This is a genomic window from Pantoea sp. SGAir0175 (genome assembly GCF_043547855.1).
This window is the reverse complement of the sequence record NZ_CP028081.1, coordinates 2,067,973-2,091,910: the sequence shown is the minus strand read 5'-3', so window position 1 is coordinate 2,091,910 and position 23,938 is coordinate 2,067,973. Positions and strand designations below refer to the sequence as shown.

Sequence of the window (23,938 nt, the reverse complement as noted above, 5' to 3'; positions counted from 1 at the left end):
GTTATTGCTCCTGTACAAATGAGGCTGGCAGAGGCTGCGCGCGACGGCGATTGAGGAACAGCATCAATACAGCGGAGAGCAGCATAAAACCGCCGACCACGAACATCGGTAACACATAACTGTGAGTGGCATCATGCAGTGCGCCGGTGATGTAACCGGCGGAGAAACCCGCCACGTTGCCAAGAGTGTTAATCAGCGCAATCGCCGCCGCGGCCGATGCGCCGGTCAGGAACTGCGTTGGCAGCGTCCAGAAGTTGGGCAATGCGGCGAAGATGGCGCTGGCCGTTACGGCGATCACCAGGATGGTGGTAAACGGTGAATCCATGTAGAGCGCCAGCGGTACGCTGAGGCCGCCCGCGACCGCAGGAATCGCGATGTGCCAGGTTTTACAGCCGCGCCGCGCGGCATCCCGCGACCAGAAAAACATCACGACGGCGGCGATCAGGTACGGCACGCCGGTGATCAGCCCTTTCTGCATCACGTTGAAGGTGGTGCCAAACTGCTGCTGGAAGCCGGCGATAATGGTCGGCAGGAAGAACGCCAGCGCGTACAGGCCGTAAATAAAGCCGAAGTAGATCAGGCACAGCATCCACACGCGGCTGTTGCCCATCACCGAACGCACGCTGTGCGGGTGCTGTCCCTGCTTGTGCTGATGTTCCGCTTCCAGTTCGGCTATCAACCAGTTTTTCTCGTCGTCATTCAGCCACTTCGCCTGACGCGGCGAGTCCACCAGCCAGAACAGCGCCACAACACCGATGAGGATTGCTGGCAGCGACACGCCCATAAACATTACGCGCCAGCCCTCCAGGCCAAACAGCCCGTGCTGCTCAATCAGCGAGGCAGCCAGCGGTGCGCCAAATACCACCGTCAGCGGTTGTGCCAGGTAGAACAGCGAGAGAATTTTGCTGCGGTGGCGCGCCGGCACCCACAGGCTGAGATAAAGGATGGCGCCCGGGAAGAAACCGGCCTCGGCAATCCCCAGCAGCAGGCGCAGCGTGTACAGCCCTTCGACACTGCTGACCCAGGTAAACAGCAGCGAGACGATGCCCCAGCTGATCATGATGCGCGCCAGCCAGCGCCGCGCGCCGAACTTATGCAGCGCCAGGTTGCTGGGCACTTCCAGCAGGATGTAACCAATAAAGAAGATGCCGGAGGCGAGACCAAACTGCAGCGCACTGAGGCCGAGGTCCTGCGTCATGCCGTTTGGGCCGGCAAAGGAAATGGCGGTGCGATCGAGGAAGTTGATAAAGAACATCAGCGCCACAAACGGTACCAGGCGCCAGGAGATTTTGCGGATTGCGGTCTGCTCAACCGCGCTGACAGCAGAGTGATTCATAACGCACCTCCGAAACGTGCGCAGTGAGACGGTGTTGGCCAGGCGCAAAACCGGCGCTGGCGACAGACAAAATGCGAGGTAAGAAGCAAATGACACATGTTCGAGTCCTCAATGGGTCTTCTTGTACATGGATAGGGTCATGCGAACAAATGAACACTACACGCATATTTGATCAATCCTCAAGCGCGGTTGGCGAAAGTGTGACAATGCGCATGAGATTTGATTTCAGCGACATTTTCAGGATTTTTCGCAGCAGAGCGGCATTTCGCGACCATGGCGGCAGAGTTGGCACGAGATTTTGCGTAGCCGATCGCTAAATCATATGAACACGCATTGAACATATGTTTGATTTTATGGCAGGCTGTCAGTGAACATCTAATCACCTGACGAACATATGTGCAGGTGTCAGACCCTGTATCACTGGAGAGACGTGATGAAAACTATCGCTATTGGTGCCGATGATGCGGCTATCGACCTGAAAAACATCATTAAAAAGCTGCTGGAGGAGCAGGATTATCAGGTAACTGATTACAGTAACGACGCGCAAAATGACCGCCCGATGTATCCGGACGTGGCATTTGCGCTGGCTACGGCGGTGCAGCAAAAGCAGTTTGAACGCGGCATTTTGCTATGTGGCACCGGCATTGGCGTCGCGATTGTTGCCAATAAAGTGGAAGGCGTGCGTGCCGCGCAGTGCCATGACACCTTCTCCGCCGAGCGCGCGCGCAAAAGTAATAATGCGCAGATCATGACCATGGGCTCACGCGTAATCGGGCCGGAGCTGGCGAAAAACATCGTTAACGCCTGGCTGGCATCCGAGTTTGAAGGTGGCGGTTCGACCGCCAAAGTGGAGAAGATCGGTTACTACGAACAGGTGTCACACGCGAAATAAGGGGTTATCGGACGCTGAGTCGCAAAGCCGGCAGCGCCTGAGTGGGTGATATCGCCAGCGGCACGCTGACACGACTGGCCACTTTGGTGCATGCCAGCCGTGTCATACCCGGTGTTTTAACTGCCGCTTAGCGTACCGCTCAGCACCGCAGGCGCATCCTGCTGCACCAGAAAGGCGACCAGCAGGGCGTCGCGTTCACCGTGGATAGCCGGCAAGGCAGCGCTATCGCTCACCGCATCGCCTTTTTGCAGCCGCACATCCCCGGTGCGTGCAATGCCCTCCAGCACCGTGACCCAGCTGGCATAACCCGGCAAATGCGGCACCTCGATCTGTGCGCCACGATCCAGCCTGACGTCATAGATGTAAGCGGCCTGACGCAGCGTCAGCGGCGCCTCACTGTGCTGCGGACCGGCCAGCAGCGTCCACTGGTTAAGCGCCGCCCCTTCTGCCCGGTACACGCTCTGCACCTGCCCTTCACCGCCGCCGGATGCCGGGCGGATGTACGCCTGCAGCATTTCGCTTTCAATCAGCGGTGCTGACTCTTCATGACGCACCCCACTGCCCGCGTTCACCAGCAGTGCGCGTTTGCCGTTGAGGGCGATAGTGTCTCCCTCCTCGCGCCGGTACTGCACCGAGCCGCGCCAGACATAGCTGAAAATCTCATCATCCTGATGGCGGCGCATCGGTACCATCGCGCCGGGCTTCAGCGTCATCTGGTCGACAATCGCCAGCGCGCCCAGTGGTTCTCCCGGGCGCTGCCGGCGAATGGTAAAGGGACCGTATTCAAACAGCTGGTCACGCTGCGCTTTAATCACGTTCATCAGTGGCTTCCTCAAAAATCAGGTTCTGATGACCATCATAAAGGCTGCAAAATTGCGTAACAGTAGGGCTTTTTGTTGGCTTAAATCAGTGGTTTTGAATGACCTTCGTCCGCGCCTTTAGCCTGCTGCAGTACGAAGCTGAGCGCCAGGTGCGGGCTGGTAAGTGGCCGCTGTAGCGCAGGAAAACGCGACGCGGCGCCGGCCATTGACACCTGCGCTAACGCCACCTGAACCGCGCCCTGCTGCTGTCCCTGAGCGACGGCATCGGCGATCAGCGTGTAATAGTCGTCCAGCCGGCCAGCTTTGAATGCGGCCCAGGCATCCGGGATAAGCCTGACTTGCGGACGCTGGTCGGGTGCCAGACGCTCCGGGCAAAACAGCTGGCGTGTGCTGTGCAGCGTAGACTCCGCGGCACACAGCACCAGCGCGGGTGCGCCACGGCGATGCACTTCGTCCGCCAGCATACGGTCAGTGCGATAAACCGCACAGCGCTGTTGTGCATCGCGCAGGCTGTCTGCGGCGGCACCTAAGGTAGAGCAGGTAATCAGTATCGCGTCGAACCACGGCGTCAGGCTGAGTAACAGCTGCTCCAGACGCTGCTGCTGGGCCGGCGTCATGCCACCGCTGAGCTCTGCTTCTGCCAGCAGATGTGGCATCACCAGATGGCTGATTTGCTGAGGCGGAATGCCGAGCGACTGTGCGGCGTCATCAAAAATAGCAATATTACTGGCGGCGGTATGCAGGCAGGCAATGGTCACAACGATTCCTTATCGCTTCAGGTTCAGTACGTTGCACTATAGCCGCAATCGGTGACTGAATGCAGCTTTACCGCTGGCTGGCAGGCTTCGTCGGATGCGGTGCGAGGCATTTTTCAACGCCTCGCACCGTGCAACCCTCCTTCAGCCGGTCAGCGCGAAAGGCGATCTCAGAACCACACTTCTGCCTGTACGCCAAAGTTCCAGCTACCGCCAGCGGTAAAGCCCGCGCTGCCGAAATCATCGTTCAGCGCATAGTTGTCCAGCGCTTTAGACCAGTTCATCCAGGTCGCGAACAGCCGAATCTCCGGCCGCACCAGCATATCGTTGATGTTGCCGACTTTAAACGTTGGCGCAAAGCTCAGCTTATACACATCGCCCTTCACCGCGTTGTACGTCGCGATGCTGCCGCCATCCTGATAGCTGCGGCCATTGGGTTTGAGGTCCATATACAGCCACGACGCTTCATACTGCAGCGCAAAGTTTTCCGTAATCGCCTGGGAGGCGCGCAGGTTGATGGTTGCCCAGTCATAGCGATCGCCTTTGCGGTAGCGATCCTCGCTGTGCTGCGCCAGCAGCGACGGGGCGACTGACCAGCGATCGCTCAGTGGCATCACGCCAAAGGTGGCCAGTCGCAGCGCGCTGGCGTTGCGCGTTAAGTCGCCGTCGCCACCGATCTGCCGGGTTTCTGCGCCCAGCCCTTTCCCCCATTGAATGGCGTGAGTGCTGCTGCCCGGTGCCAGTCCGTAGAAGCGGTTTTTGTCGTGCCAGGCCAGCATGGTAAATACGCCGTGCTTTGCCGTATCGTCACTGCGCAGCGCATAGCTGCCGGTGGTCGATGCGCGCCCTTTCAGCTCGTCGTTGCCGTTTGCGCTCATGCCGGTCAGCATCCACTGCCAGTTACCGTAAAACTGGTTAGAGGTCAGCAGCAGGTTTTGCACGTTGTTATCGTCGTAGCGGCTGCTGCCCAGGTCGCCAAAACTGCGGCCATAAATGGAGAAATCGCTGCGCCATTGCTCGTTCCATTGCAGGTTGCTGATGCCGCCGCCGGTGCCGCCAAGAAAGACGATATCGGTATCGGTGAAGTGCAGATCAAAATTGTCGCCGTCAAAGCGTTTGCCCGCCCACAGCGAGGCATGTTGCGCGGCGCCCCCAAAGCTGGGCAGATCCCCCATTTCGACATATACCTGGCGGATATTCAGGTTGTTGTCATTATTCTGCACCCACGGGTCCGGACTGGATGAGCCATCTGCCAGCAGCGCTTTGAAATTGGCCCACGAACCATTACTGAACCGGGTTTGATTATGAAAGCCCAGCTCGATGTAGTGATCTTTTTCATTACCTAACCGGCCAATATGCGCATCGCCGCCGATCGAACTGGCAGGCGAAATAGCAGGTCCGGCACGTCCGCCGCGCCCTTTATCATTAACCAGCAGGCCGGAACGGGCGTAGCCGGAAAAGCGGAACGTGTTGGTTGTTCCGGCGCTCGCCTCCTTTTGTTGCTGCTCATCGCGCGCGATTTTCTCTTCCAGCTGGGCCAGACGCTGCTCCAGCGTTAATGACTGTGCCGCTGCACTGCCACCCACCATCATCCCCGCGATAGCCAGCGCCAGGCGCGCGGTTTTAGCCTTATGCATCACCATATTTATCTCTCTTATTATGTCCATTCATTAATTACAACGGGATTGCCTTTGACGCAGCGAGAGCATAAATAAGCGGATTGTGGTTCTTTTTGATCAATATCATTAAATTAAAAAGTGATATTTTACATGAAGTTATAAAATGATTGATTAATTCAAGGTCTGTTTTTACCTAAATGGAAAAATCCTTTGCGACCTGTCTTAAAAGACGGGTGAATTAATTTTTCTTTTCCGATCCCATTCGCAGAATGGCGCTTTTTCCGGCACGGAAAATCTGCTTAGCCTGCAGCAGAAATAAAAAGCAAATTTGCGAGCTGTGCCGCATCGCTTAATGCGGCAACCAGATGAGACGGCGCAATTATTCGGGCAAGCCTGCGCCTCGCTGCTACGCTTAGTGGTTGGATTATCCTTACAAAAGCTGGAGATATTATGAGCAATGACGATCGCAAGCCGACCACCACGGATGCTGGCATTCCGGTAGCCAGCGACGAACATTCTTTGTCCGTCGGTCCTGACGGCCCGCTGATGCTGCACGATCACTACCTGATTGAGCAGATGGCTAACTTCAACCGCGAACGTATTCCAGAGCGTCAGCCGCACGCCAAAGGCAGCGGTGCGTTTGGCTATTTTCAGGTGACAGAAGATGTCAGCCGTTACACCAAAGCGGCGGTTTTTCAGCCCGGCACCAAAACCGATGTGGTAATGCGCTTCTCCACCGTGGCCGGCGAGCGTGGCAGCCCGGACACCTGGCGCGATCCGCGCGGCTTCGCGATCAAGTTTTACACCAGCGAAGGCAACTACGACATGGTGGGCAATAACACGCCGGTGTTCTTTATTCGTGACCCGATGAAGTTCCAGCACTTTATCCGTTCGCAGAAGCGCCGTGCCGACAACAATCTGCGCGATAACGATATGCAGTGGGATTTCTGGACGCTGTCGCCAGAGTCGGCGCACCAGGTCACCTGGCTGATGGGCGACCGCGGCATTCCGAAAAGCTGGCGCCACATGAACGGTTACTCGAGCCATACCTATATGTGGGTTAACGCCTCCGGGGAAAAGTTCTGGGTTAAATACCACTTCAAAACCGATCAGGGTGTGGAGTTCCTGACGCAGGATAACGCCGATCTGCTGGCCGGCCAGGACGGTGATTACCACACGCGCGATCTGTTCACCGCCATCAAAAATGGTGATTTCCCCAGCTGGACGCTGTACATGCAGATCATGCCGTTCGCCGAGGCGGAAACCTACCGCTTCAACCCGTTTGATCTGACCAAGGTCTGGCCACACAGCGATTATCCGCTGATTAAAGTCGGCAAACTGATGCTGAATCGTAACCCGACCGACAACCACGCGCAGATTGAACAGGCGGCGTTTGAACCAAACAACCTGGTGCCCGGCATCGGGCTGAGCCCGGATAAAATGCTGATTGGCCGGGTGTTTGCCTATGCCGATGCCCACCGCGCCCGTCTTGGCGTTAACTACAAGCAGATTCCGGTCAACGCCCCGCAGGCACCGGTGCACAGCTACAGCAAGGATGGCGCGATGCGCATCAATCCGGTCAGCGATCCGGTCTACGCGCCGAATTCGAAAGGCGGTCCGGCGGCGGACGGCGAGCGCTACCCGACGGATTCCACCTGGGAAGCGCACGGCAACATGGTGCGCGCGCCCTACACGCTGCGTCAGGATGATGATGACTTTGGCCAGGCCAATACGCTGGTCAATAAAGTGCTGGATGAGGCGGCACGTGACCGTCTGGTGAATAACGTCAGCGGTCATCTGCTCAACGGCGTGGAGGAGCCAGTGCTGTCGCGCGCGTTTGAATACTGGCGCAACATCGACCAGACGATTGGCGATCGCATTGCCCAGCGGGTGCAAACCGAGCGCGCAAAACGTTAACGCGCTGATATCAGAGCTATAAAAAAGGCGCCCGCGGGCGCCTTTATTGCATCGGCAGGATTATTTCAGACGGAACGCCACCACGCTGTCGCCGGCTTTGGTGCCGAGCGAACCGTGACCGCCCGCAGCAATTACCACGTACTGCTTACCGTCGCTGCCCATGTAAGTGGCTGGTGTCGCCTGCGCGCCGGCGCTAAGCTCCTGCTGCCACAGCAGTTCGCCGGTGGTGCTGTCATAGGCACGAATGAAGTTGTCTGCGGTCGCACCGTGGAACACCAGATCGCCGGCCGTCAGCAGTGGCCCGCCGTGCGCCACCATGCCCATCGGGAAGCCAATCGGGAAGCGGCCCGGCAGGAAGCTGGTTTTCAGGTTTTTCGTGGTGCCAACGCGACGCAGCCATTCGGTTTTGCCGGTTTTCAAATCCACGCCGACCATGCGGCCCCACGGCGGTGCAATGCACGGAATGCCGAGACCGGAGGCCAGCTGCTGGATGTGGATGGCGTAATCACCGTGGAAGTTTTCGTTCCAGTAAGGCTGGCCATCTTTGGTGAACAGGCGCTCCGTCGCCGTGGCGGGCGTACGCTTGATCAGGTTGTATTTGTAGGCGAGGCGCACCGGTGCGGCAATCAGCATCTGACGCTGCGGATCAACCGCCACCGATCCCCAGTTAAACACCCCGATATTGCCCGGGAACACCAGCGAGCCGCCTTCTGTGGCTGGCGTCCACGGATTGCCGTCATAGCGCAGGCTGCGGAAATCCATACGGCAGGCCATTTGATCAAACGGCGTGATGCCCCACATTGACTTCTCAGTCAGCGGCTGCGGAATAAAGTTCAGGCTGGATACCGGCTGGGTGGCGGCGAATTTCTCGCCCGGCACGCCGCCTTCCGTCGAAACCTTCACGTCGTTAACCGGATAAACCGGCTGGCCGGTCAGGCGATTGAGTACAAACAGGTTGCCGGTTTTGGTCGGCAGGATCACCACCGGCTGTTTCTGGCCCTGATAATCGATATCGACCAGCGATGGCTGTGACGGATTATCGCGGTCCCACAGATCGTGATGGGAGCTCTGATAGCGCCATTTGAATGCACCGGTCTGCAGATCGAGCGCCACTAACGCATCACGGAATTTCTCTGTATTGCTATTGGCATCGCGCTCGATGCCCAGTTCATCCGGCGAGGCGTTGCCAAACGGCACATACACCAGGCCGTTTTTCAGGTCAGCGCTCAGCGTACCCCAGGCCACCGGCGTATCCTGCGGATAGGTCTGGCCAGCAGCTATCGGCGCGGTATTTTGCGGATTAGCCGGATCAAAGTTCCACACCAGACGACCACTTTGCACATCATAGGCGCGAATTACGCCAGAGGGGTTACCGCTGTTGAAGCCGTTATCCATAACCGAGCCGCCGACAATCACCAGATTGCCCGCGACCAGCGGCGCGGCGGTCTGCATCAGCGCGTGTGGACGAACCTCACCCATATTGGCATGCAGATCCACCACACCGTTGTTGCCAAAATCGGCGCACGGTTTGCCGCTGTCGGCATCCAGCGCAATCAGCCGGGCGTCAGTGGTGGCGTTAAAGATGCGCTTGCGGCACATCGCCGGCGTCGCCGCCGTGTCCTGTGCGGCAGCCGGTGCGCCCGCGTAATAGCTGACGCCACGGCAGGTCTGATGCTGCTGCAGATAAGAACGATCTTTCGCCGGCGTGTATTTCCACTTCACCGCACCACTCTGCGGATCGAGCGCGTGGACCTCATTGTGCGGCGTACAGAAATAGAGCATGCCGTTGGCTTTCAGCGGCGTGGCTTCGAAGGTGTATTCGGTGGCGTCGTTATCCTGACGCAGATCGCCGGTGTGATAGGTCCAGGCCACTTCGAGATTGCGCACGTTCTCTTTGGTGATCTGATTCAGGGCGGAGAAACGCAGGCCGTCGGCGGTGCCGCCGTAGGCGGTCCAGTCAGCGCTCGCGCCCTGCTCGCTGTTTTGTTCACGCGCATTGGTGATGGTGCCGGCCTGCGGCAACGGATCGTAAAAGCATAATCCAATTACCAGCACAATCATGATGGCCACCGTGCTGCCGAGCAGGCCGTGGAAGCGACGCTGTCCCTGATACAGCGGTTTGACCACCCACGGCATCGCCAGCCACAGGCCGATCACGCCAAATAGATCGCCGCGCGGGATCCACTGCCACTTGTCGAAGCCGACTTCCCAGATCATCCATGCCAGCGTAATCCACATCAGCACCGCATACAGGCTCAGCGCGCTGCGCTGATTGCGAAACAGTAAAATGGCGGTGATCAATAATCCCACCGCCATCAATGCGTAAAATGCGCTGCCGCCCATCATCAGCAGCTTGCCGCCCATATAGAGCAGCGCAACACCCAGAATCGCCAGCACGAGGCTGGTCAGTTTGTTTATCATGCGAATCCCTCAACGCTCATCATTATTAACCACCCCAAACTAAAGACACATAAACTCAACAAAATCTTAACTTACGTAACCGTTAGTTAAAAATCTGCCTGGCAGCGTGTCGTTAGTGCCGCTTATCAATGTAGCTCTGCTCCTTCCTGCTGCGCCCCGCTTCGCTCGTAGTGTGAGTGAAATCACGTTTCAATTTTGTTGGAGGAAATTAATCAATCATCAGGAAAATCCGCATTTTTTGATAACGCAGCGTGCGATATGACTAAAGGCGCGACAGGCGTGCTGCCGGGCAGCCTGCAATTTGTCGTTGCATGTATTTCTGGTGAAATTATTTAATTGATTAGTGGCGTACAAATGCGATTTGTCCTGGTCATGTCAGAACCTGATGCTAAAAAAGCAGGCAACGCTGCGCTTTGCCCTAAAAATAGCGTCTTTCCGGCGCGGTGACATTGATAAATGAAATAGTGTGTTTCTTATTTTGAGAGTTTCCTTAGCCTGTCTGCCAAATTAATCGGTGATATATATTATCTGACTGCTCTGCGGCAAAGCCGCTTATAAAAAGAAGGTTATTATGATCAGCGCAGACGCTTTTTATCGCAAATTACGTTTTCCATTTAAACTCACACACGCTGCCATTAAATTTCCCGTAGCCAATGCGCACGCGCGGCAATACCAGGTCCTGTCAGCAGAACAGACCATCGATCTGCTGCTCAGCGATGACCGGCTCTCAGTGTGCCGCTATGGGGATGGGGAACTGGAAATGACGCTATTTAAGAATATAGGCTTTCAGTCTTTTGATGAACGCCTCTCCATTCGCCTGAAAGAGATCATGCGCCGTGGCACGCAGAGCGATAATCGCTGTCTGTTGTGTATGCCTGATGCCTTTCGCGGCACCGGAAATATGCGTTTTGGCTCAGCGCTTTTCTGGTTTTTTCATAAAGCTTTTTTCTTTCGCCACTATGAGCATTTATTAAAGAAAGGCTATCGCTATGGTAATACGTCGGTAACGCGTCCTTATCATGATTATAAAGATAAACAGCCGGCGGCACGTATTTTTGCCAAATTTAAACAGCTGTTTCATGATAAAAAAATTCTGATTGTTGAGGGTAGCGGCACGCGCCTTGGTCTCGGTAACGATCTGCTCGAAGGTGCCCGGCAGATCCGGCGCATTACCACCCTCAACCGTAACGCGTTTTCGGTTTATAACGAGCTATACAGTAATGTGCTGGCGCACGCGCGCGAGTTCGACATGGTATTGATATCCCTTGGCCCGACGGCAACCGTGCTGGCTTACGACCTCAGTCAGCACGGCATTCGCTGCATTGATACCGGCCATATCGATATTGAGTATGAGTGGATGCGCAGCGCGGCACGCACTAAGGTGCAGGTCGCGGGGAAAAATGTGAATGAGGTCGGTTTATTACAGAGTGACGAACAGCAGGAAGCGGATGCGCATTATCGCAGCCAGATTCTGCTGCACGTTGGTTTAGGTCAGGAGCCACTGCGCAGTGCCGCGGTGGTCACGCAGCCGACAGTGTGATGCAGCGCACCGTAACCGATCGTGCCGGCGATCGGTTTGGTGCAGCACACTCAGATAGCGACTATTTATTAGCCAGCGCGATGGTTCCCACTGCGGCGGCGCGGGCACTATGCCATGGCGGACACTAATTAGTTAGCAGCCTTAGCAATCTGGCATTACCTTTGCTTAATGATTCCTGTGTTCATTTTCAGGAGTCGCATGATGAAAGCGTCCTCAACCCGCTACACCATTTTCTCGCTGCTGTTTCTCATCGCACTGATTAACTACATCGACCGCGGTGCGCTGTCGTTCGCCGCCAACGCCATCTCGCAGGAATTTCACTTCAGTAAAGTGCAGCTCGGTGCCGTGCTGGGCTACTTTGGCTTTGGCTATCTGTTCGGGTCGCTGTGCGGCGGCTTCCTTGCCGATCGGCTGGGCACCAAAAAGGTCTGGCTGATGGCTGGCATTCTGTGGTCGCTGCTGGAGATCGCCACCGCCTGGGCCGGAGAGCTGGGCATGGCGCTGTTTAGCGGCTCGGCGATCATGGGGTTTGCTGCACTGCGCGTGCTGTTTGGCTTCAGCGAAGGGCCGGCCTACGCGTTGATGAACAAAACCATCGCCCACTGGGCGCCGGATAACGAACGCGGTTTCGCGCTGGGAATTGGCCTGCTGAGCACCCAGGTGGGCTCGCTGCTGACCGCACCGATTGCCGTCGGACTGCTGCTGCTCACCAACGACTGGCGCATGATGTTTATGCTGCTCGGCGCGTTTTCACTGCTGGCGATGCTGCTGTTTGCCCGCCACTTTACTGATACTCCACAGCAGCATCCGCGTGCCAATGCCGTCGAGCGTCAGCTGATCATTGCCGGGCAACGCCAGCAGCCGCAGGACGAAGGCGCGCTGCCGTGGTGGCGCTTCTTCACCAGCCGCACGCTGGTGTGCAACGCGCTGGGCTATTTCAGTTTCCTCTACATCACCTTTACCCTGGTGACCTGGCTGCCGAAATATCTGCAGGATAATTTCCACTATGACCTGCACTCGCTGTGGTATGTGGCGATGATCCCGTGGAGCGGTGCCTGCCTGACGGTGCTGCTGGGCGGACGCATCGCCGATCGCCTGCTGGCACGCTTTAACAATCTGCGGCTGGCGCGCAACCTGTTTGCCGCCGTGACGCTGTGCGCCACCGCCTGCTGCTTTATGGCTATTCCCTGGGTCGGATCTGCTGCCGGCATTATCGCGCTGATGACGCTCGGCAACGCGCTTAATGCGCTGGTGAATAACGTCTACTGGTCGGTCGTGATTGACGTGACGCCAAAGGCATCGGTTGGTACCTTCAGCGGCATGACGCTGGCCATCGCCAACCTCGCGTCGATCATTTCACCGATGCTGTGCGGCTGGCTGGCGCAGTACTACGGTTATAACGCCATGTTTACCGTCACCGCCTGTATCGCCTTTGGCAGCATGCTGGCCATGACGCTGCTGCAGCCGGAGAAACGCCTGCAAGCCGATGCGCCGCCAGCCGCCGCGCAGCAGGCTGTGTAAGGGTTATCGCCCGTGCCGCTGGCAGAAGGCGGCGATATCCGGCGACTGAAAATCCGCCAGGTGCGCCATCAGCTTCTCCAGCGGCCAGTTCCACCAGGCAATCGCCTGCAGCTGCGCCGCGATGTCAGCGCTGAAACGGGCGCGAATCGGTTTCGCCGGCACACCTCCGACGATAGTGTAAGGCGGCACATCTTTACTCACCACCGCCCCGGCCGCCAGCACGGCGCCGTCACCGACCGTCACGCCAGGCAGGACAATCACGCCGTGACCGATCCACACATCGTGACCAATGATAACCCGATCGGCACGGCGTCCGGCGAAGAAACCGGCATCGCGCTGCGCGCGGCTGTCGTAATACTCCGGGCAGTAGGTGAAGCGATGCTGTGAGGCGCGGTCCATCGGATGATTCGGTGCCCCGATACGCACCTGATTGGCGATGGCCGTGAAGCGGCCAATCTGTGCATCCGCCACGCAGCAATGTTCCCCAAGGTAGGAAAAATCACCCAGTTCGCTGTATTCCAGATAACTGTGCGCCAGAATTTCACACTGCTGGCCAATCTGCGTGTCGCGCAGACGGACGCTGGGATCGATCGCGGTGTGTTGCAGTTTAGCGGGATGCTGTGTGGCAGAAATCATAAAGCAGGTGCTCCGTTGTGGTCAGATGTCTGGATAAGTGGTTGCCTCAACGCAACCGCGAGCCACAACACTAGAGCGGGAAGATGACAGGAATGCTATCGTGTTGCTCCACCGGGAGATCTTCAGGAGAAAATGGAATGAAAGCGTCCCTGCCGTTATTAGCCTTGCTATTCAGTACCGTCCCCGCCTTTGCCGCCCTGCCGCCCGACATCAAAGCCGGAGAAATTGTGCAGGTCGAACTGGCGCAGCTGCATCCCACTCAGGCCGCCATTGGTTATCGCCAGCTGGATTACAAGCAGCATCGTTATCAGGCCGATCCGGAAAAGCTGTTCGATGACTATTGCGAAAGCATGGGACAAAAAGGGGTGAAAAGTTTCACGCCGCGCTCCACCCTGCGCGATCCGGCCAGTTTCAGCTGTAAGGCGCCGGTCGGCAGCGAACCCGGCCCGATGAAAACCGCGGTGATCGGCCCGGATAATCAACTGTACCTGACTGATGGCCACCACACGTTCAGCAACTTTGCTGACATGGCCGGCCTGTCAACGCCGGTGCAGGTGCGCATTACCGATGATTTCCGCCCGCTGAAAAGCCAGGCTGCTTTCTGGCAGAAAATGGCGGCGGCACATCTGGTGTGGCTGGAGACGCCAAACGGTAAAATCGCCCCTGAAGCGCTGCCGCAGGAGCTGGGTCGCCAGCATATGCAGGATGATGAGTATCGTTCGCTGATCTACTTTGTGCGCGATATCGGCTTCGATAAGCCAGACAACCCGCCGCCGTTCCTGGAATTCTTCTGGGGACAGTGGCTGAGCCGGGAACTGCCGCTGAAAGCGTTCAACCTGCGTGACCGCGACGGCTACGCCGCAGCGGTGAAAAAGGTGGCGGAGAAGATGGTGAGCGTGCCGAAGGATACGGTGATTGCGCAGAGTGATAGCGGTCCGCTGACGGCACAGGTGCTCGGTGCCAGAGACGCGGTGAACCAGAAGGCGCTGAACAAGTTAAGCGCCGATAACGGTAAGCTGAGCTGGGCGTTTAAACGTTAAGCGGGCTGGGTAGTGTTGGGTTTATCCAGGTGCGCATCAATGCGCACCCTACAAAATTACACACTATTGCTGCTGGTGCGCAGCAATGCGCACCCGACAAAATCACACATCATTGTTGCTGATGCGCAGCAATACCCACCCGACAAAACCCCACACCATTGTTGCTGGTGCGCGGGCAGGCGTCTTTCACCGTTGTGGCAGGGTCGCCATGGATGGCGACCGAAAACGGCGGTTATGCCAGCTCGCTGTTTTTAACATCCGCAGACGGTGCCAGCAGGTTTTGATCGAACACGCGCAGCGGCTGGCCGTGGCGAACGCGCTGTGGCCAGTCCGGGTTGGCCAGCGCGCTTTTGCCCAGCGCCACATAATCTGCGCCCTGATACAACGCCATGCCGGCACGTTCGGCATCTGACAGCGATCCGTTGATCACCACCGGCAACTGTGGCGCAGCCTGGCGCGCCAGCTGTAGCAGCGACTCCGTCGCGTCCGCAAACGCAGGCTGCAACGCATCGTGCTCGGTCAGGTGCAGATAATCGATACCTGAGTCAGCCAGCAGCGCAAACACCTGGCGCGCTCCGGCAGTGCCCTCCTGCCATTTATGCGTAAAATCATTCACTTTCCCCTGAGAAATCCGCACGCCCAGCGTGACGTTGGCACCGATGCGCTGCCGCACCACGGCGATCACCTCCCGCGTCAGCGTCAGTCTTGCGATAATATCGCCGCCCCAGCGGTCGCTGCGCTGGTTGGTGTAATCGGTAAAGAACTGATCGAGCAGATAACCGTTGGCCGCGTGAATTTCAATGCCGTCAAAACCGGCTGCCTCAATGGCGCGCGCCGCGCTGTCAGCAAAGGCGTCAATCACCTGCTCAATCTGTTCATCACTCATGGCGCGCGGCAACGGATAAGCGCCGTGGCCATGGTAAAACCGCAGCTGTTCGCCACGTGGCGGGATCGCCGAAGGCGCCAGCGTATCGCGCCGGTAAATATTGCCCTGCGATATCGCACCGGCGTGCATCAGCTGTGCAATGATTTTGCTGCCGTGCTGGTGCACGCTGTTGGTGATGGCCCGCCAGCCGGCGATCTGCTGGCGATTGACCAGCCCGGCCTGAAAAGCATAAGTCTGTGACCAGGCTTCATCGATGTAGAGACCTTCGGTGATTACTGCGCCAAAGCCACCGCGGGCGAAACGCGTGTAGTACTGCTGCATACGCTCGCCCGGGACTCCATCCACACTGGCGGAGATGCGCGTCATCGGTGCCACCATCAGGCGATTGGTTAAATCGAGGTGGTTAAGCGTACTGCTCTGAAACAGGTGTTTGTCGGTCATTCGGCGCTCTGAAATAAATTATCATCAGGAGCCATTATAGTGAGTCGCCATTGTGGCAAAAATGACCGATTATGATACGTCTGCTTAACGGAAACCGTTACAATGAACTCCCGGGATATTGATGTTTTTCTGATGGTGTCGCAAACCCGCAGCCTGACGCAGGCGGCGCGGCGGCTCGGCACCACTACTATGACCGTGTCGCGCCGGCTGGCCTCACTGGAGGAGGATCTCGGCGTACGGCTGCTGCATCGCACCACGCGCGCCATTGCCCTTACCGATGAAGGCGAAGAGTTTCTTCCCTATGCCAGAACGCTGGCCGAGACCGAACAGAGCGCACGCAACCTGTTCGCGCCCGATAAACAGGGGGCCACCGGCCAGCTACGCATCACCGCGCCTACGGGGTTTGGCCGCCGCACCATCATTCCACTGCTGCCGTCACTGATGGAGCAAAACCCCGGGTTGCGCGTTGAGTTTCAGCTCAGCGACGATGTCACGGACATTGTCGGGCTGGGCTTTGATGTCGCGATTCGCATTGCCCCGCTGCGCGATTCCCGCCTGGTGGCACACCGCCTGGCCGATAACCCGCGCCGGCTGTGTGCGGCTCCGGGCTATCTGCAACGCTTCGGCACGCCGCGTCATCTGGCGGATCTGCATCAACACCACTGTCTGCGCCTGTCGAATGTGGTGCAGTGGAGTTTTATGGTGGACGGTCATCTCTCCAGCCTGAGTGTTGACGGCCGCTTTAGCGGCAGCAATGTCGAAGGGGTGCGTGCGCTGTGCGTGGCCGGCAGCGGCATCGCGCAGCTATCCGAATGGGATGTGCGGGAAGAGCTGGCATCCGGCGAACTGGTGGCGCTGGAGCTGGAGGACGCGCAGCCGCAGATGCTGGGCGTGTGGGCGCTGTTTCCCACCACGCGCCACCTGCCGGCGCGCGTCAGCGTGTTTGTTGCGGCGCTCAGACAGGCAATGCAACAGCAAAGCCGGCCCGGCGCGTGACGCGGGCGTACGAAAAAAGGCGGAGGGGTGAGCTCCGCCTTGTTTCAAGTTCCGGTCAGTGCGCCTGACCGGTCAGTTGCAAAAGGGCAACGATGATTTGCAGGATCACCCGGACCAGGTCCAGGAGTAATCGAACAAGTTCCATCACTTTCCTTCTCCTCTGACAGGAGCGCGCTGTTCAGCTTTCGGGGCCCTGACTCTACCCGCCGACCGCCTAAGCACATCTGTGAGGAGCGCTGAGCGGCACTCATTGTGAAAGCCACAGGCCAGCACCACCTGAAACCTGCCGGGGTTTGACTATCCGCGCCCCTGGAGTCATCAGAAAACAATAAGCATCCGCCGCGCTCAACACCTGTATAACCATACAGTATTTTAGCGAAACTTGAAATCTTTCGCTGCACATTTTATCATTCCTTTTGTGAGGAGTGCTGAGCACCCCGTTCCGAGCGCGGTTACCAGCCGGGTGACGAACATAAAAAAAGGATTTGGCGACCTGGCCAAATCCTTTTTTATTGCCTGCGATGACCCTACTGTGCGGCGCTGATACGCCAGATCGCGTTGCCGGCATCGTCGGCAATCAACACCCCGCCCTGATTATCCGTCGCCAGTCCTACCGGCAAACCGCGTACCTGCTTCTGATCGTCGGTGAGGAATCCTGACACCACCGTCTGCGGTTGCCCGACCGGTTTGCCGTTTTCAAATTTCACCCAAATCACTTTATAGCCGTTGAGCGGCGTGCGGTTCCAGCTGCCGTGTTCACTGATGAACGCGCCGCCGCGGTACTGCGGCATATTATCCGCGCCATAGAACAGCAGGCCGAGCGGTGCCACGTGTGAGCTCAGCGCATAGTCCGGCTTGATGGCTTTCGCGACCAGATCCGGCCGCTGCGGCTGCGCGCGCTCGTCGACGTGCTGACCAAAGTAGCTGTACGGCCAGCCGTAGAAACCTTTGTCCTGCACGGAAGTCAGATAATCCGGCACCAGATCCGATCCGATTTCGTCACGCTCGTTGGCGATGGCCCACAGCTTGCCACTTTGCGGCTCCCACTGCAGACCGGTAGGATTGCGGATGCCGCTGGCATAAATGCGGCTGGCACCGGTTGCGGCGTCCACTTCCCACACCGCCGCGCGGCCATACTCTGCGCCGATGCCGTTCTCTGTGATGTTACTGTTGGAGCCGACACCGACGTACAGTTTGCTGCCGTCCGGACTGGCGAGCAGCGCTTTGGTCCAGTGGTGATTCAGCTCACCGCCCGGCAGCGACGTCACCTCTTCCGGCGGCGTACGGATTTCGGTTTCGCCGGTCTGGTAAGGGAATTTCACCAGGCTGTCGGCGTTAGCCACATACAGCGTATTGCCAATCAGCTGCATGCCAAACGGCGCATTGAGGTTTTCGATAAACCGGTGCTGTTCCCACTTGCCGTTAACGTTGCGCAGCAGCGTGATGCGGTTGCCGCCCGGGCCACCTTTGCCGGAAGATTTCTGCACCAGGCTCATGATCAATTCTTTCGGTGCCGTGACCGGGTTTTTCACCCCGTTGGCTTCTGCCACCAGCACGTCGCCATTCGGCAGCACATACAGTTGACGCGGGTGCATCAGGCTGGCCGGGATTTTCTCGATCTTCAGGCCGTCGGCCACTTTTGGTGTCTCGCCCTCTTTCCACGCGGTGCCTTCCGGCACCTGCATCGGCGGCATAAAGAAGTTTTTGGCCTGCGGCAGCTGCGGATCAGGGCCGATTTGCCGTTGCGGATCGAGGTCCGATCCGCTGTCGCAGGCGCTCAGCAGTACCGCAATTCCCAGCGCACTCATTACACTAAATTTCATGGGCGGCCTCCCTGTAAACGACGCTCGCGCAGCGCCAGCTGCAGATTCGCTATCAGCAACACCACCACCACCAGGGTGGAGAGCGTTACGCCCATCGGCACCACCGCATAGGCATCGCGGCTGTGAATGAATGCGTTGACGATGGCCAGCACGATCGCCAGCAGTGACAGCCAGAAATGGGTCTTCTCTGCGGCAGGTGCGCCACGGAATAAATGAATCAGGCTGATTAGTCGCGGCACAATTGCCAGCACCAGCCCGATGGCGATCAGCCAGCTGGCGGCTTTGGTCCACATGACGATGAAGGTTTGCAGATAGATAATATCAAACAGCCAGGCAGCAAAGAAAAAGCCCAGCGGCAACGGCTCAAGCAGGGTAAACAGCGTCACGCCAACAACCGAGCGTCCCGAGGTATGGTACATCGCACTCTCCCTATCACAGTTTTTCCAGGCGAGAGCGATCCGGCCAGGCATCGCTTCGCACGCCTGAGAAATATTAGTAAAGATAAAGAGTCATGCGCACAGCCCGCACAAAAAGTTAACCGTGCCGACGGAACTGGTTCAGTTCCTGCGCGTCGTGGCTGCAGAACAGCTGCACCTCTTGCGCGTGCTGCAGTGACAGTTCACGCAGCCGCTGCTGATTGCTGTGCCAGGCGGCGCGGTCGCTGCACATCAGGCGCTGATAGGCGCGCAGACCCGGCGTACAGTGGCGCTGGCTGTGGTACATTTCACCGCGATAAAACCAGGCGTCGCCGCCATGCAGCAGCCAGCCGCCCTGATGACGAATCGCCACGCCCGCATGGCCCAGCGTATGTCCCGGCAGCGGCACCAGCAGAATCTCATCGCTGAGATAGTCGACCGCCTTCACCGCATCAAAGCCATACCAGCGCTCGCCGCCGCTGGCGTAACCGCGCCAGCCATCGTGCGCAGTCCACTGCTGCGGGCGAAACCGCTGACGCGCCAGCCAGCTGCTATCGCCCGCCTGGGTTACGGTATCCAGTTCACGCTGCAGCAGATGAATGCGGGCGGCCGGAAAATCACTGATGCCGCCGGCGTGGTCAAAATCGAGGTGGGTCAGAATAATGTGGCGCACATCTTCCGGGCGAAAACCCAGCAGCTGAATCTGTGCCAGCGCGCTGAGCTGCTCGTTATAGCGAATATTATTCAGCGCGCGGAAAAAGCCCGACAGGCGGCGGTCAGGATGGCGCATATCCTGCGTGCCCAGACCGGTATCCACGAGGATTAAACCGTGACGGTCAGTTTCCAGCAATAAGCAGTGGCACACCAGTTCAGCAAACGGACCTTTGCTGAAACCATCGAATAACGCGCCACCGAGCGGGCACATGCAGCCACAGTTGAGGTGATGAATTCGCATTGCTCTCCCCCAAAATAAAATGGCGCGAGCGCGCCGTTATTAAATGAATAAATAAAAAAGTGATTTAACATATATGTGTCATGATGATGCTAATTGCAAATAATCCAGAATGATTCATTTATCGCTTTATTTATTACTCATTAAATTTCAATGTATTGAAATATTGTATGCGTGTTTGCATCAGCAAAAAAAATAACCGCAGCGCAAGGTTATTCACGCTACGGTTATTTAACGCGGTCGGTTAACCGTTAATGATTAATCAGGCAGCGCGTGCCGCCCACCACAGGCGCAGCTTCAGCCCCCAGCTGCTGGTCCAGCCGCTGCTGGTGCTGACCACCTTGCCCTGATGCAGCACGATGAACGTCGGCGTGGCGCTGATTTGCCAGCGCTGTCCCAGCGCCCCGCTTTCATCATTGACGGCGAATCCCCGTACTCCTTTTTTATCCAGCCAGGTGGCAACGCGCGCATCGCTGCCGGATCGCAGAGCCACACTGACCACCTGCGTGCCGTGCTGACTGAGCGCGGCCACCGTCGGTGTGGTGAGTTTGCACACGCCACACCAGCTGGCCCAGACGTAAACCAGCACCGGCCGCTGCTGGCTCAGCGTCGCCAGGTTCACCTCGCCCTGCAGCGCGCTGAGCGGCTGCCGGGCCACATCCGCGGGCAGCTGCGGTGCACGCAGCCAGTCCATGGCCAGCAGCAGCGCCGCTGCCATCAGCACCAACAGCACGCCTTCACGCAGCCAGCGCGTTACCCGGCTCATGGCTGAGCCTGCAGCGCACCTTTTACCGCGGCTTCCAGCTGTGCATAAGGCACTGCCCCGCTGATCAGCTGATTGCCCACCAGCGTGGCGGGCGTACCCTGCACACCGAGCTGCTGCGCCAGCGTCAGGTTGAGGTTGATGGTGTCGAGGCTGGCGGTGCTCGGCGCCGATAAGCTGATGCCACTTTTGTCCAGCGCGGCGGCGATGCTGGCTTCATCATGGTTGCCTTTCTTTGCCATCAGCCGTTCATGCAGCTTAAGAAAGTTATTCGGCTGCTGCTCCCACACCGTCAGCGCCAGACGCGCCGAACTGAGCGAGCTTTCAGCGCGGTACGGCAGCGGCTTCAGCACCACCGCCACCTGCGGATAGTTGTGCAGCAGTTTTTCGATATCCGCCTCAAACTTTTTGCAAAAGACGCAGTTGTAGTCGGTGAAATAGACCAGCGTCAGTGCCGGTTTTTTGGCACCGATGCGCGGTGAGCCGGCATCGTTAAACAGCGCCGCGCGGTTTTTCTCTACCATCTGCGCAACCACGTTTTGCTGCTGGCGCGCGGCTTCTTTATCAAATGCGTCGGCGGCTTCCGCCAGAATCGCCGGATTTTGCACCAGGGTTTCGCGAATCAGTTGTTTGATGCGCGCCTCCTGCTCGGGGGTAAATGGCGCGGCGGCCAGGGCGGGTGCCGCCAGTAACATCAGCGAAAGTAACAGGGATTTTTTCATCATTTTTTTGCCTCAGAGAGTGTTGAAATCACCGCATCACGACTTAATAACGGCGATAAAATCTGGCCGTGCGGCAGTGCCGGGCCATAAATCTGGTTAAAGGGGATCGCTACGCGATCGCGGCGGCGCAGGAACTCGCCGATGGCCGGATCCGGTTGTGTCCAGTCACCGCGCAGCAGCACCACATCCTCTGCGCCGAGGGCGGCACGCACGTCAGGCTGATTCAGCACCCGCGATTTATTCACTTTGCAGGTGATGCACCAGTCAGCGGTGACATCGACAAAGACGCGCTTATCCTGCTCCAGCGCCTGATTGATGGCGGCTTCGGTCAGCGGTTGCCACACCAGCGATTCTTCTTCCGGGGAGAGGCGCGTCAGCAGTAACAGCGCGCCCGCCAGCGTCACGGTAATGAACACCAGACCTGCCTGCGGCAGCGCGCGGCGTGCGATTAGCCAGCCCGTCAGCGCCAGCAGCAGGATGGCCGCCAGCAGAATGGCGACGGTGCTGCCCCAGTGGGGAATCAGCAGCGTCACCAGCCACAGCGTTGCCAGCAGCATCAGCAGCCCCAGCAGCGTGCGCAGATGCAGCATCCAGCTCCCCGGACGCGGCAGGCAGCGCGCCATACCCGGCAGCGCCGCAACCAGCAGCCACGGCAGACTCATGCCGACACCGAGCGCGACAAACAGCAGCCACAGCTGCGGCAGCGGCGCGGTCAGCGCATAGGCGACGGCGGTGCCAAGAAACGGTGCGCTGCACGGCGTCGCCAGCAGCGTGGCAAAGGCCCCCTGGCCAAAATGTCCTGCCAGACCGGCACCGCCGTGCGTCGCCAGCCGGGTAGTCAGGCCGGAAGGCAGTCGAAAATGCAGCAGATCGAACAGACTGGCGCTGAACAGGAACATCACCAGCACCATCACCAGCAGAAAGCCGCTGCTCTGAAACTGAATGCCCCAGCCCAGCGCCTGACCGCTGAGCCGTAGCACGGTCATAAGCAGCGCCAGCAGCAGGAAAGAGAACAGAATACCGGCGCTGGACGCGAGAAACTGCTGACGCGTCTGGCGTTGCGTCTGTCCCTGCTGCTGCACCAGACTGCTCAGTTTGATCGCCAGCACCGGCAGCACGCAGGGCATCAGGTTGAGAATCAGCCCGCCGAGCAGCGCCAGCAGCACTACCGACCACAGCGTGGCGTTCCCGGCGGAGGGAGAAAACAGCGGCTGATGACCAAGGGTCAGCTGGCTTTGCTGAGCGATACCGGCGTCAGCGATGACCAGTGACAGCGCTTTGCCGCGCAGGTCCGGCGCGGCTTCGCCCCATTCGTCGGTTACCGCCACGCGAGCGGTCAGCGTCTCGCCCTGCACGCTGATTTGCGGCGCAGCCAGCATGCTGCCCTGCGGATAATCAAAGAACAGTTCCGGCTGCTGCCAGCCCTGCTGACGCTGCGCCCGGATTTGCAGCGTGCCATCAACGAAACTGGCATCAAGCTGATCGGTCAGCCCGCTGTCAGCCGGGATCTGCCCCATCGCCTGGGCGAAGTCACGTGCAAAATCCGGACTGGCGGGCTGCGAGAGATCGAGCTGGAACGGAAAATCCGTCAGGATGCAGACGTCGCTACAGGTGGACAGCGTCAGCGTGCCGGCCAGCGTGCCCTGCGGGGCAGATTCGAGCACGATGGGCAGCGTAACGTTGCCTTTGTAGCCCTGAGTGGTGAGGCCGCTGACGTCAAAGCGCGCTGGCACTGGCCACGACCAGCTGGCGTTGACATCCGGCGTTTGCCAGCGGATTTCCGGCGCGACGCCGCCTTCGCCCGGCGAGCGCCAGTAGGTTTTCCAGCCCGGCTGCAGGCGAATATCCAGCAGCAGTTGCAGGTGATCGCCCTGCGGCGCGGCGCGCAGGCGCACTTCGGCGTGGCTGTTTTGCGCATTGCGCAGCCAGCCCGTATCGGCGGCTTGCACGGTCAGCGCGCAGCTCGCCACGAGGAGCAGCAGGCTCCTGATCAGGAATGTCATAATCGTTTCTCCGGTGAATAACAGGGTTTACGCGGTGGATCGCGTGGTGTTATTCCCGGAAGACGCAGAGCGTGAGATGGCGCCGTCGCAGCGGCACCAACAGCGGTTCACGCCGCCAGACAGTGGCAGACGAAGTCTGGAAGAGCGTGGCGATCAACGCCAGCAGCAGTACGAGGAATGGCAGCGCGGTATCGAGCAGCGGCGCGCTGCCGCTGAGTGACTTAGCGCCCAGCGCACAGGGTTTATCACTGCTGGCACCGTCATCAACGGCGGCGCTGTGAGCAGTAATGCTAACGACAGGCTGGGTCGGGAGATTGAAGCTGCGCTGGACGAGACAAAACGCCAGCACCAGACAAACCAGTGCCAGAATCCATTTTGCGCGTTGGGGCGATATCGTCATGCCACAGCCTCAGAGAAAAGTGCGGCCAGTTTATGCAA

Annotated in this window: 20 protein-coding genes; 6 read left to right on the top strand and 14 right to left on the bottom strand. The window is 58.4% G+C overall.

All coding sequences use genetic code 11. The features are described 5' to 3' along the window. Nucleotide 1 precedes the first annotated feature (1 nt). The gene (locus C1N56_RS09645) at nucleotides 2-1,336 is read right to left on the bottom strand and encodes an MFS transporter (protein ID WP_152390992.1); all 1,335 of its coding nucleotides are present in this window, start codon (nucleotides 1,334-1,336) and stop codon (nucleotides 2-4) included. Between the two features lie 433 nt (nucleotides 1,337-1,769). On the opposite strand from C1N56_RS09645, the gene C1N56_RS09640 reads away from it, so the two are divergent. After that, the gene (locus tag C1N56_RS09640; protein WP_021506001.1) at nucleotides 1,770-2,228 is read left to right on the top strand and encodes an RpiB/LacA/LacB family sugar-phosphate isomerase; all 459 of its coding nucleotides are present in this window, start codon (nucleotides 1,770-1,772) and stop codon (nucleotides 2,226-2,228) included. A gap of 116 nt (nucleotides 2,229-2,344) precedes the next feature. On the opposite strand, the gene C1N56_RS09635 is transcribed toward C1N56_RS09640, so the two are convergent. From C1N56_RS09635 to C1N56_RS09625, 3 genes are all read right to left on the bottom strand, one after another. Beyond that, nucleotides 2,345-3,049, bottom strand: a complete 705-nt coding sequence (locus tag C1N56_RS09635; protein ID WP_394516590.1) for a pirin family protein — start codon at nucleotides 3,047-3,049, stop codon at nucleotides 2,345-2,347. An 80-nt stretch (nucleotides 3,050-3,129) separates the two neighbouring features. Next, a complete protein-coding gene (locus C1N56_RS09630; RefSeq protein ID WP_394516589.1) occupies nucleotides 3,130-3,807 on the bottom strand; it encodes a glutamate racemase in 678 nt (225 codons plus the stop codon). A 167-nt stretch (nucleotides 3,808-3,974) separates the two neighbouring features. Then, nucleotides 3,975-5,396, bottom strand: a complete 1,422-nt coding sequence (locus C1N56_RS09625; protein WP_394517466.1) for a carbohydrate porin — start codon at nucleotides 5,394-5,396, stop codon at nucleotides 3,975-3,977. Nucleotides 5,397-5,873: 477 nt separating this feature from the next. On the opposite strand from C1N56_RS09625, the gene C1N56_RS09620 reads away from it, so the two are divergent. Continuing rightward, a complete protein-coding gene (locus C1N56_RS09620) occupies nucleotides 5,874-7,340 on the top strand; it encodes a catalase (protein ID WP_104092965.1) in 1,467 nt (488 codons plus the stop codon). Nucleotides 7,341-7,400: 60 nt separating this feature from the next. Here C1N56_RS09620 and C1N56_RS09615 read toward each other — a convergent pair whose 3' ends face one another. Next, nucleotides 7,401-9,761: a membrane-bound PQQ-dependent dehydrogenase, glucose/quinate/shikimate family gene (locus tag C1N56_RS09615; protein ID WP_394516588.1), complete on the bottom strand. Its 2,361-nt coding sequence runs from the start codon at nucleotides 9,759-9,761 to the stop codon at nucleotides 7,401-7,403. Nucleotides 9,762-10,332: 571 nt separating this feature from the next. Between C1N56_RS09615 and C1N56_RS09610 the strand changes: the two genes are divergently transcribed. Beyond that, the gene (locus C1N56_RS09610; protein ID WP_394516587.1) at nucleotides 10,333-11,301 is read left to right on the top strand and encodes a GT-D fold domain-containing glycosyltransferase; all 969 of its coding nucleotides are present in this window, start codon (nucleotides 10,333-10,335) and stop codon (nucleotides 11,299-11,301) included. Between the two features lie 201 nt (nucleotides 11,302-11,502). After that, complete coding sequence (locus tag C1N56_RS09605) at nucleotides 11,503-12,822, top strand: MFS transporter (RefSeq protein ID WP_394517465.1); 1,320 nt, start codon at nucleotides 11,503-11,505, stop codon at nucleotides 12,820-12,822. A gap of 3 nt (nucleotides 12,823-12,825) precedes the next feature. On the opposite strand, the gene C1N56_RS09600 is transcribed toward C1N56_RS09605, so the two are convergent. Next, on the bottom strand, nucleotides 12,826-13,458 hold the full coding sequence (locus tag C1N56_RS09600) for a DapH/DapD/GlmU-related protein (protein WP_127834112.1): 633 nt from the start codon (nucleotides 13,456-13,458) through the stop codon (nucleotides 12,826-12,828). 137 nt (nucleotides 13,459-13,595) lie between these two features. On the opposite strand from C1N56_RS09600, the gene C1N56_RS09595 reads away from it, so the two are divergent. Continuing rightward, on the top strand, nucleotides 13,596-14,498 hold the full coding sequence (locus C1N56_RS09595; protein WP_394516586.1) for a ParB/Srx family N-terminal domain-containing protein: 903 nt from the start codon (nucleotides 13,596-13,598) through the stop codon (nucleotides 14,496-14,498). A 232-nt stretch (nucleotides 14,499-14,730) separates the two neighbouring features. Here C1N56_RS09595 and C1N56_RS09590 read toward each other — a convergent pair whose 3' ends face one another. After that, nucleotides 14,731-15,825, bottom strand: coding sequence for an oxidoreductase (locus C1N56_RS09590; protein WP_394516585.1), 1,095 nt, complete (start codon nucleotides 15,823-15,825; stop codon nucleotides 14,731-14,733). Nucleotides 15,826-15,927: 102 nt separating this feature from the next. Between C1N56_RS09590 and C1N56_RS09585 the strand changes: the two genes are divergently transcribed. Continuing rightward, complete coding sequence (locus C1N56_RS09585) at nucleotides 15,928-16,821, top strand: LysR family transcriptional regulator (protein WP_058758595.1); 894 nt, start codon at nucleotides 15,928-15,930, stop codon at nucleotides 16,819-16,821. 527 nt (nucleotides 16,822-17,348) lie between these two features. Here the strand turns inward: C1N56_RS09585 and C1N56_RS09580 are convergent. The 7 genes from C1N56_RS09580 to C1N56_RS09550 all read right to left on the bottom strand — a co-directional run bounded on the left by C1N56_RS09580 (nucleotide 17,349) and on the right by C1N56_RS09550 (nucleotide 23,900). Continuing rightward, nucleotides 17,349-18,644, bottom strand: a complete 1,296-nt coding sequence (locus C1N56_RS09580) for a PQQ-dependent sugar dehydrogenase (RefSeq protein ID WP_394516584.1) — start codon at nucleotides 18,642-18,644, stop codon at nucleotides 17,349-17,351. Continuing rightward, on the bottom strand, nucleotides 18,641-19,063 hold the full coding sequence (locus tag C1N56_RS09575) for a DUF2231 domain-containing protein (protein WP_021505986.1): 423 nt from the start codon (nucleotides 19,061-19,063) through the stop codon (nucleotides 18,641-18,643). Before C1N56_RS09575 ends, C1N56_RS09580 begins: the two co-directional genes overlap by 4 nt. A gap of 115 nt (nucleotides 19,064-19,178) precedes the next feature. Next, nucleotides 19,179-20,015, bottom strand: a complete 837-nt coding sequence (locus C1N56_RS09570) for an MBL fold metallo-hydrolase (RefSeq protein WP_394516583.1) — start codon at nucleotides 20,013-20,015, stop codon at nucleotides 19,179-19,181. A 259-nt stretch (nucleotides 20,016-20,274) separates the two neighbouring features. After that, nucleotides 20,275-20,778 carry a thioredoxin domain-containing protein gene (locus tag C1N56_RS09565; protein WP_058780533.1) on the bottom strand — a complete coding sequence of 168 codons (504 nt, stop codon included), beginning with the start codon at nucleotides 20,776-20,778 and terminating at the stop codon, nucleotides 20,275-20,277. Further along, nucleotides 20,775-21,497 carry a DsbA family protein gene (locus tag C1N56_RS09560; RefSeq protein ID WP_088517198.1) on the bottom strand — a complete coding sequence of 241 codons (723 nt, stop codon included), beginning with the start codon at nucleotides 21,495-21,497 and terminating at the stop codon, nucleotides 20,775-20,777. Before C1N56_RS09560 ends, C1N56_RS09565 begins: the two co-directional genes overlap by 4 nt. Next, the gene (locus C1N56_RS09555; protein WP_394517436.1) at nucleotides 21,497-23,500 is read right to left on the bottom strand and encodes a protein-disulfide reductase DsbD family protein; all 2,004 of its coding nucleotides are present in this window, start codon (nucleotides 23,498-23,500) and stop codon (nucleotides 21,497-21,499) included. Before C1N56_RS09555 ends, C1N56_RS09560 begins: the two co-directional genes overlap by 1 nt. A 49-nt stretch (nucleotides 23,501-23,549) precedes the next feature. After that, nucleotides 23,550-23,900, bottom strand: a complete 351-nt coding sequence (locus C1N56_RS09550; RefSeq protein ID WP_152390984.1) for a hypothetical protein — start codon at nucleotides 23,898-23,900, stop codon at nucleotides 23,550-23,552. Nucleotides 23,901-23,938 lie beyond the last annotated feature (38 nt).

Coding starts and splice junctions, on each gene's coding strand:
- C1N56_RS09645 (WP_152390992.1), bottom strand. CDS start 1,336: ATGAATCACTCTGCTGTCAGCGCGGTTGAGCAGACCGCAATCCGCAAA.
- C1N56_RS09640 (WP_021506001.1), top strand. CDS start 1,770: ATGAAAACTATCGCTATTGGTGCCGATGATGCGGCTATCGACCTGAAA.
- C1N56_RS09635 (WP_394516590.1), bottom strand. CDS start 3,049: ATGAACGTGATTAAAGCGCAGCGTGACCAGCTGTTTGAATACGGTCCC.
- C1N56_RS09625 (WP_394517466.1), bottom strand. CDS start 5,396: ATGATGGTGGGTGGCAGTGCAGCGGCACAGTCATTAACGCTGGAGCAG.
- C1N56_RS09620 (WP_104092965.1), top strand. CDS start 5,874: ATGAGCAATGACGATCGCAAGCCGACCACCACGGATGCTGGCATTCCG.
- C1N56_RS09615 (WP_394516588.1), bottom strand. CDS start 9,761: ATGATAAACAAACTGACCAGCCTCGTGCTGGCGATTCTGGGTGTTGCG.
- C1N56_RS09610 (WP_394516587.1), top strand. CDS start 10,333: ATGATCAGCGCAGACGCTTTTTATCGCAAATTACGTTTTCCATTTAAA.
- C1N56_RS09605 (WP_394517465.1), top strand. CDS start 11,503: ATGAAAGCGTCCTCAACCCGCTACACCATTTTCTCGCTGCTGTTTCTC.
- C1N56_RS09600 (WP_127834112.1), bottom strand. CDS start 13,458: ATGATTTCTGCCACACAGCATCCCGCTAAACTGCAACACACCGCGATC.
- C1N56_RS09595 (WP_394516586.1), top strand. CDS start 13,596: ATGAAAGCGTCCCTGCCGTTATTAGCCTTGCTATTCAGTACCGTCCCC.
- C1N56_RS09590 (WP_394516585.1), bottom strand. CDS start 15,825: ATGACCGACAAACACCTGTTTCAGAGCAGTACGCTTAACCACCTCGAT.
- C1N56_RS09585 (WP_058758595.1), top strand. CDS start 15,928: ATGAACTCCCGGGATATTGATGTTTTTCTGATGGTGTCGCAAACCCGC.
- C1N56_RS09580 (WP_394516584.1), bottom strand. CDS start 18,644: ATGAAATTTAGTGTAATGAGTGCGCTGGGAATTGCGGTACTGCTGAGC.
- C1N56_RS09575 (WP_021505986.1), bottom strand. CDS start 19,063: ATGTACCATACCTCGGGACGCTCGGTTGTTGGCGTGACGCTGTTTACC.
- C1N56_RS09570 (WP_394516583.1), bottom strand. CDS start 20,015: ATGCGAATTCATCACCTCAACTGTGGCTGCATGTGCCCGCTCGGTGGC.
- C1N56_RS09565 (WP_058780533.1), bottom strand. CDS start 20,778: ATGAGCCGGGTAACGCGCTGGCTGCGTGAAGGCGTGCTGTTGGTGCTG.
- C1N56_RS09560 (WP_088517198.1), bottom strand. CDS start 21,497: ATGAAAAAATCCCTGTTACTTTCGCTGATGTTACTGGCGGCACCCGCC.
- C1N56_RS09555 (WP_394517436.1), bottom strand. CDS start 23,500: ATGACATTCCTGATCAGGAGCCTGCTGCTCCTCGTGGCGAGCTGCGCG.
- C1N56_RS09550 (WP_152390984.1), bottom strand. CDS start 23,900: ATGACGATATCGCCCCAACGCGCAAAATGGATTCTGGCACTGGTTTGT.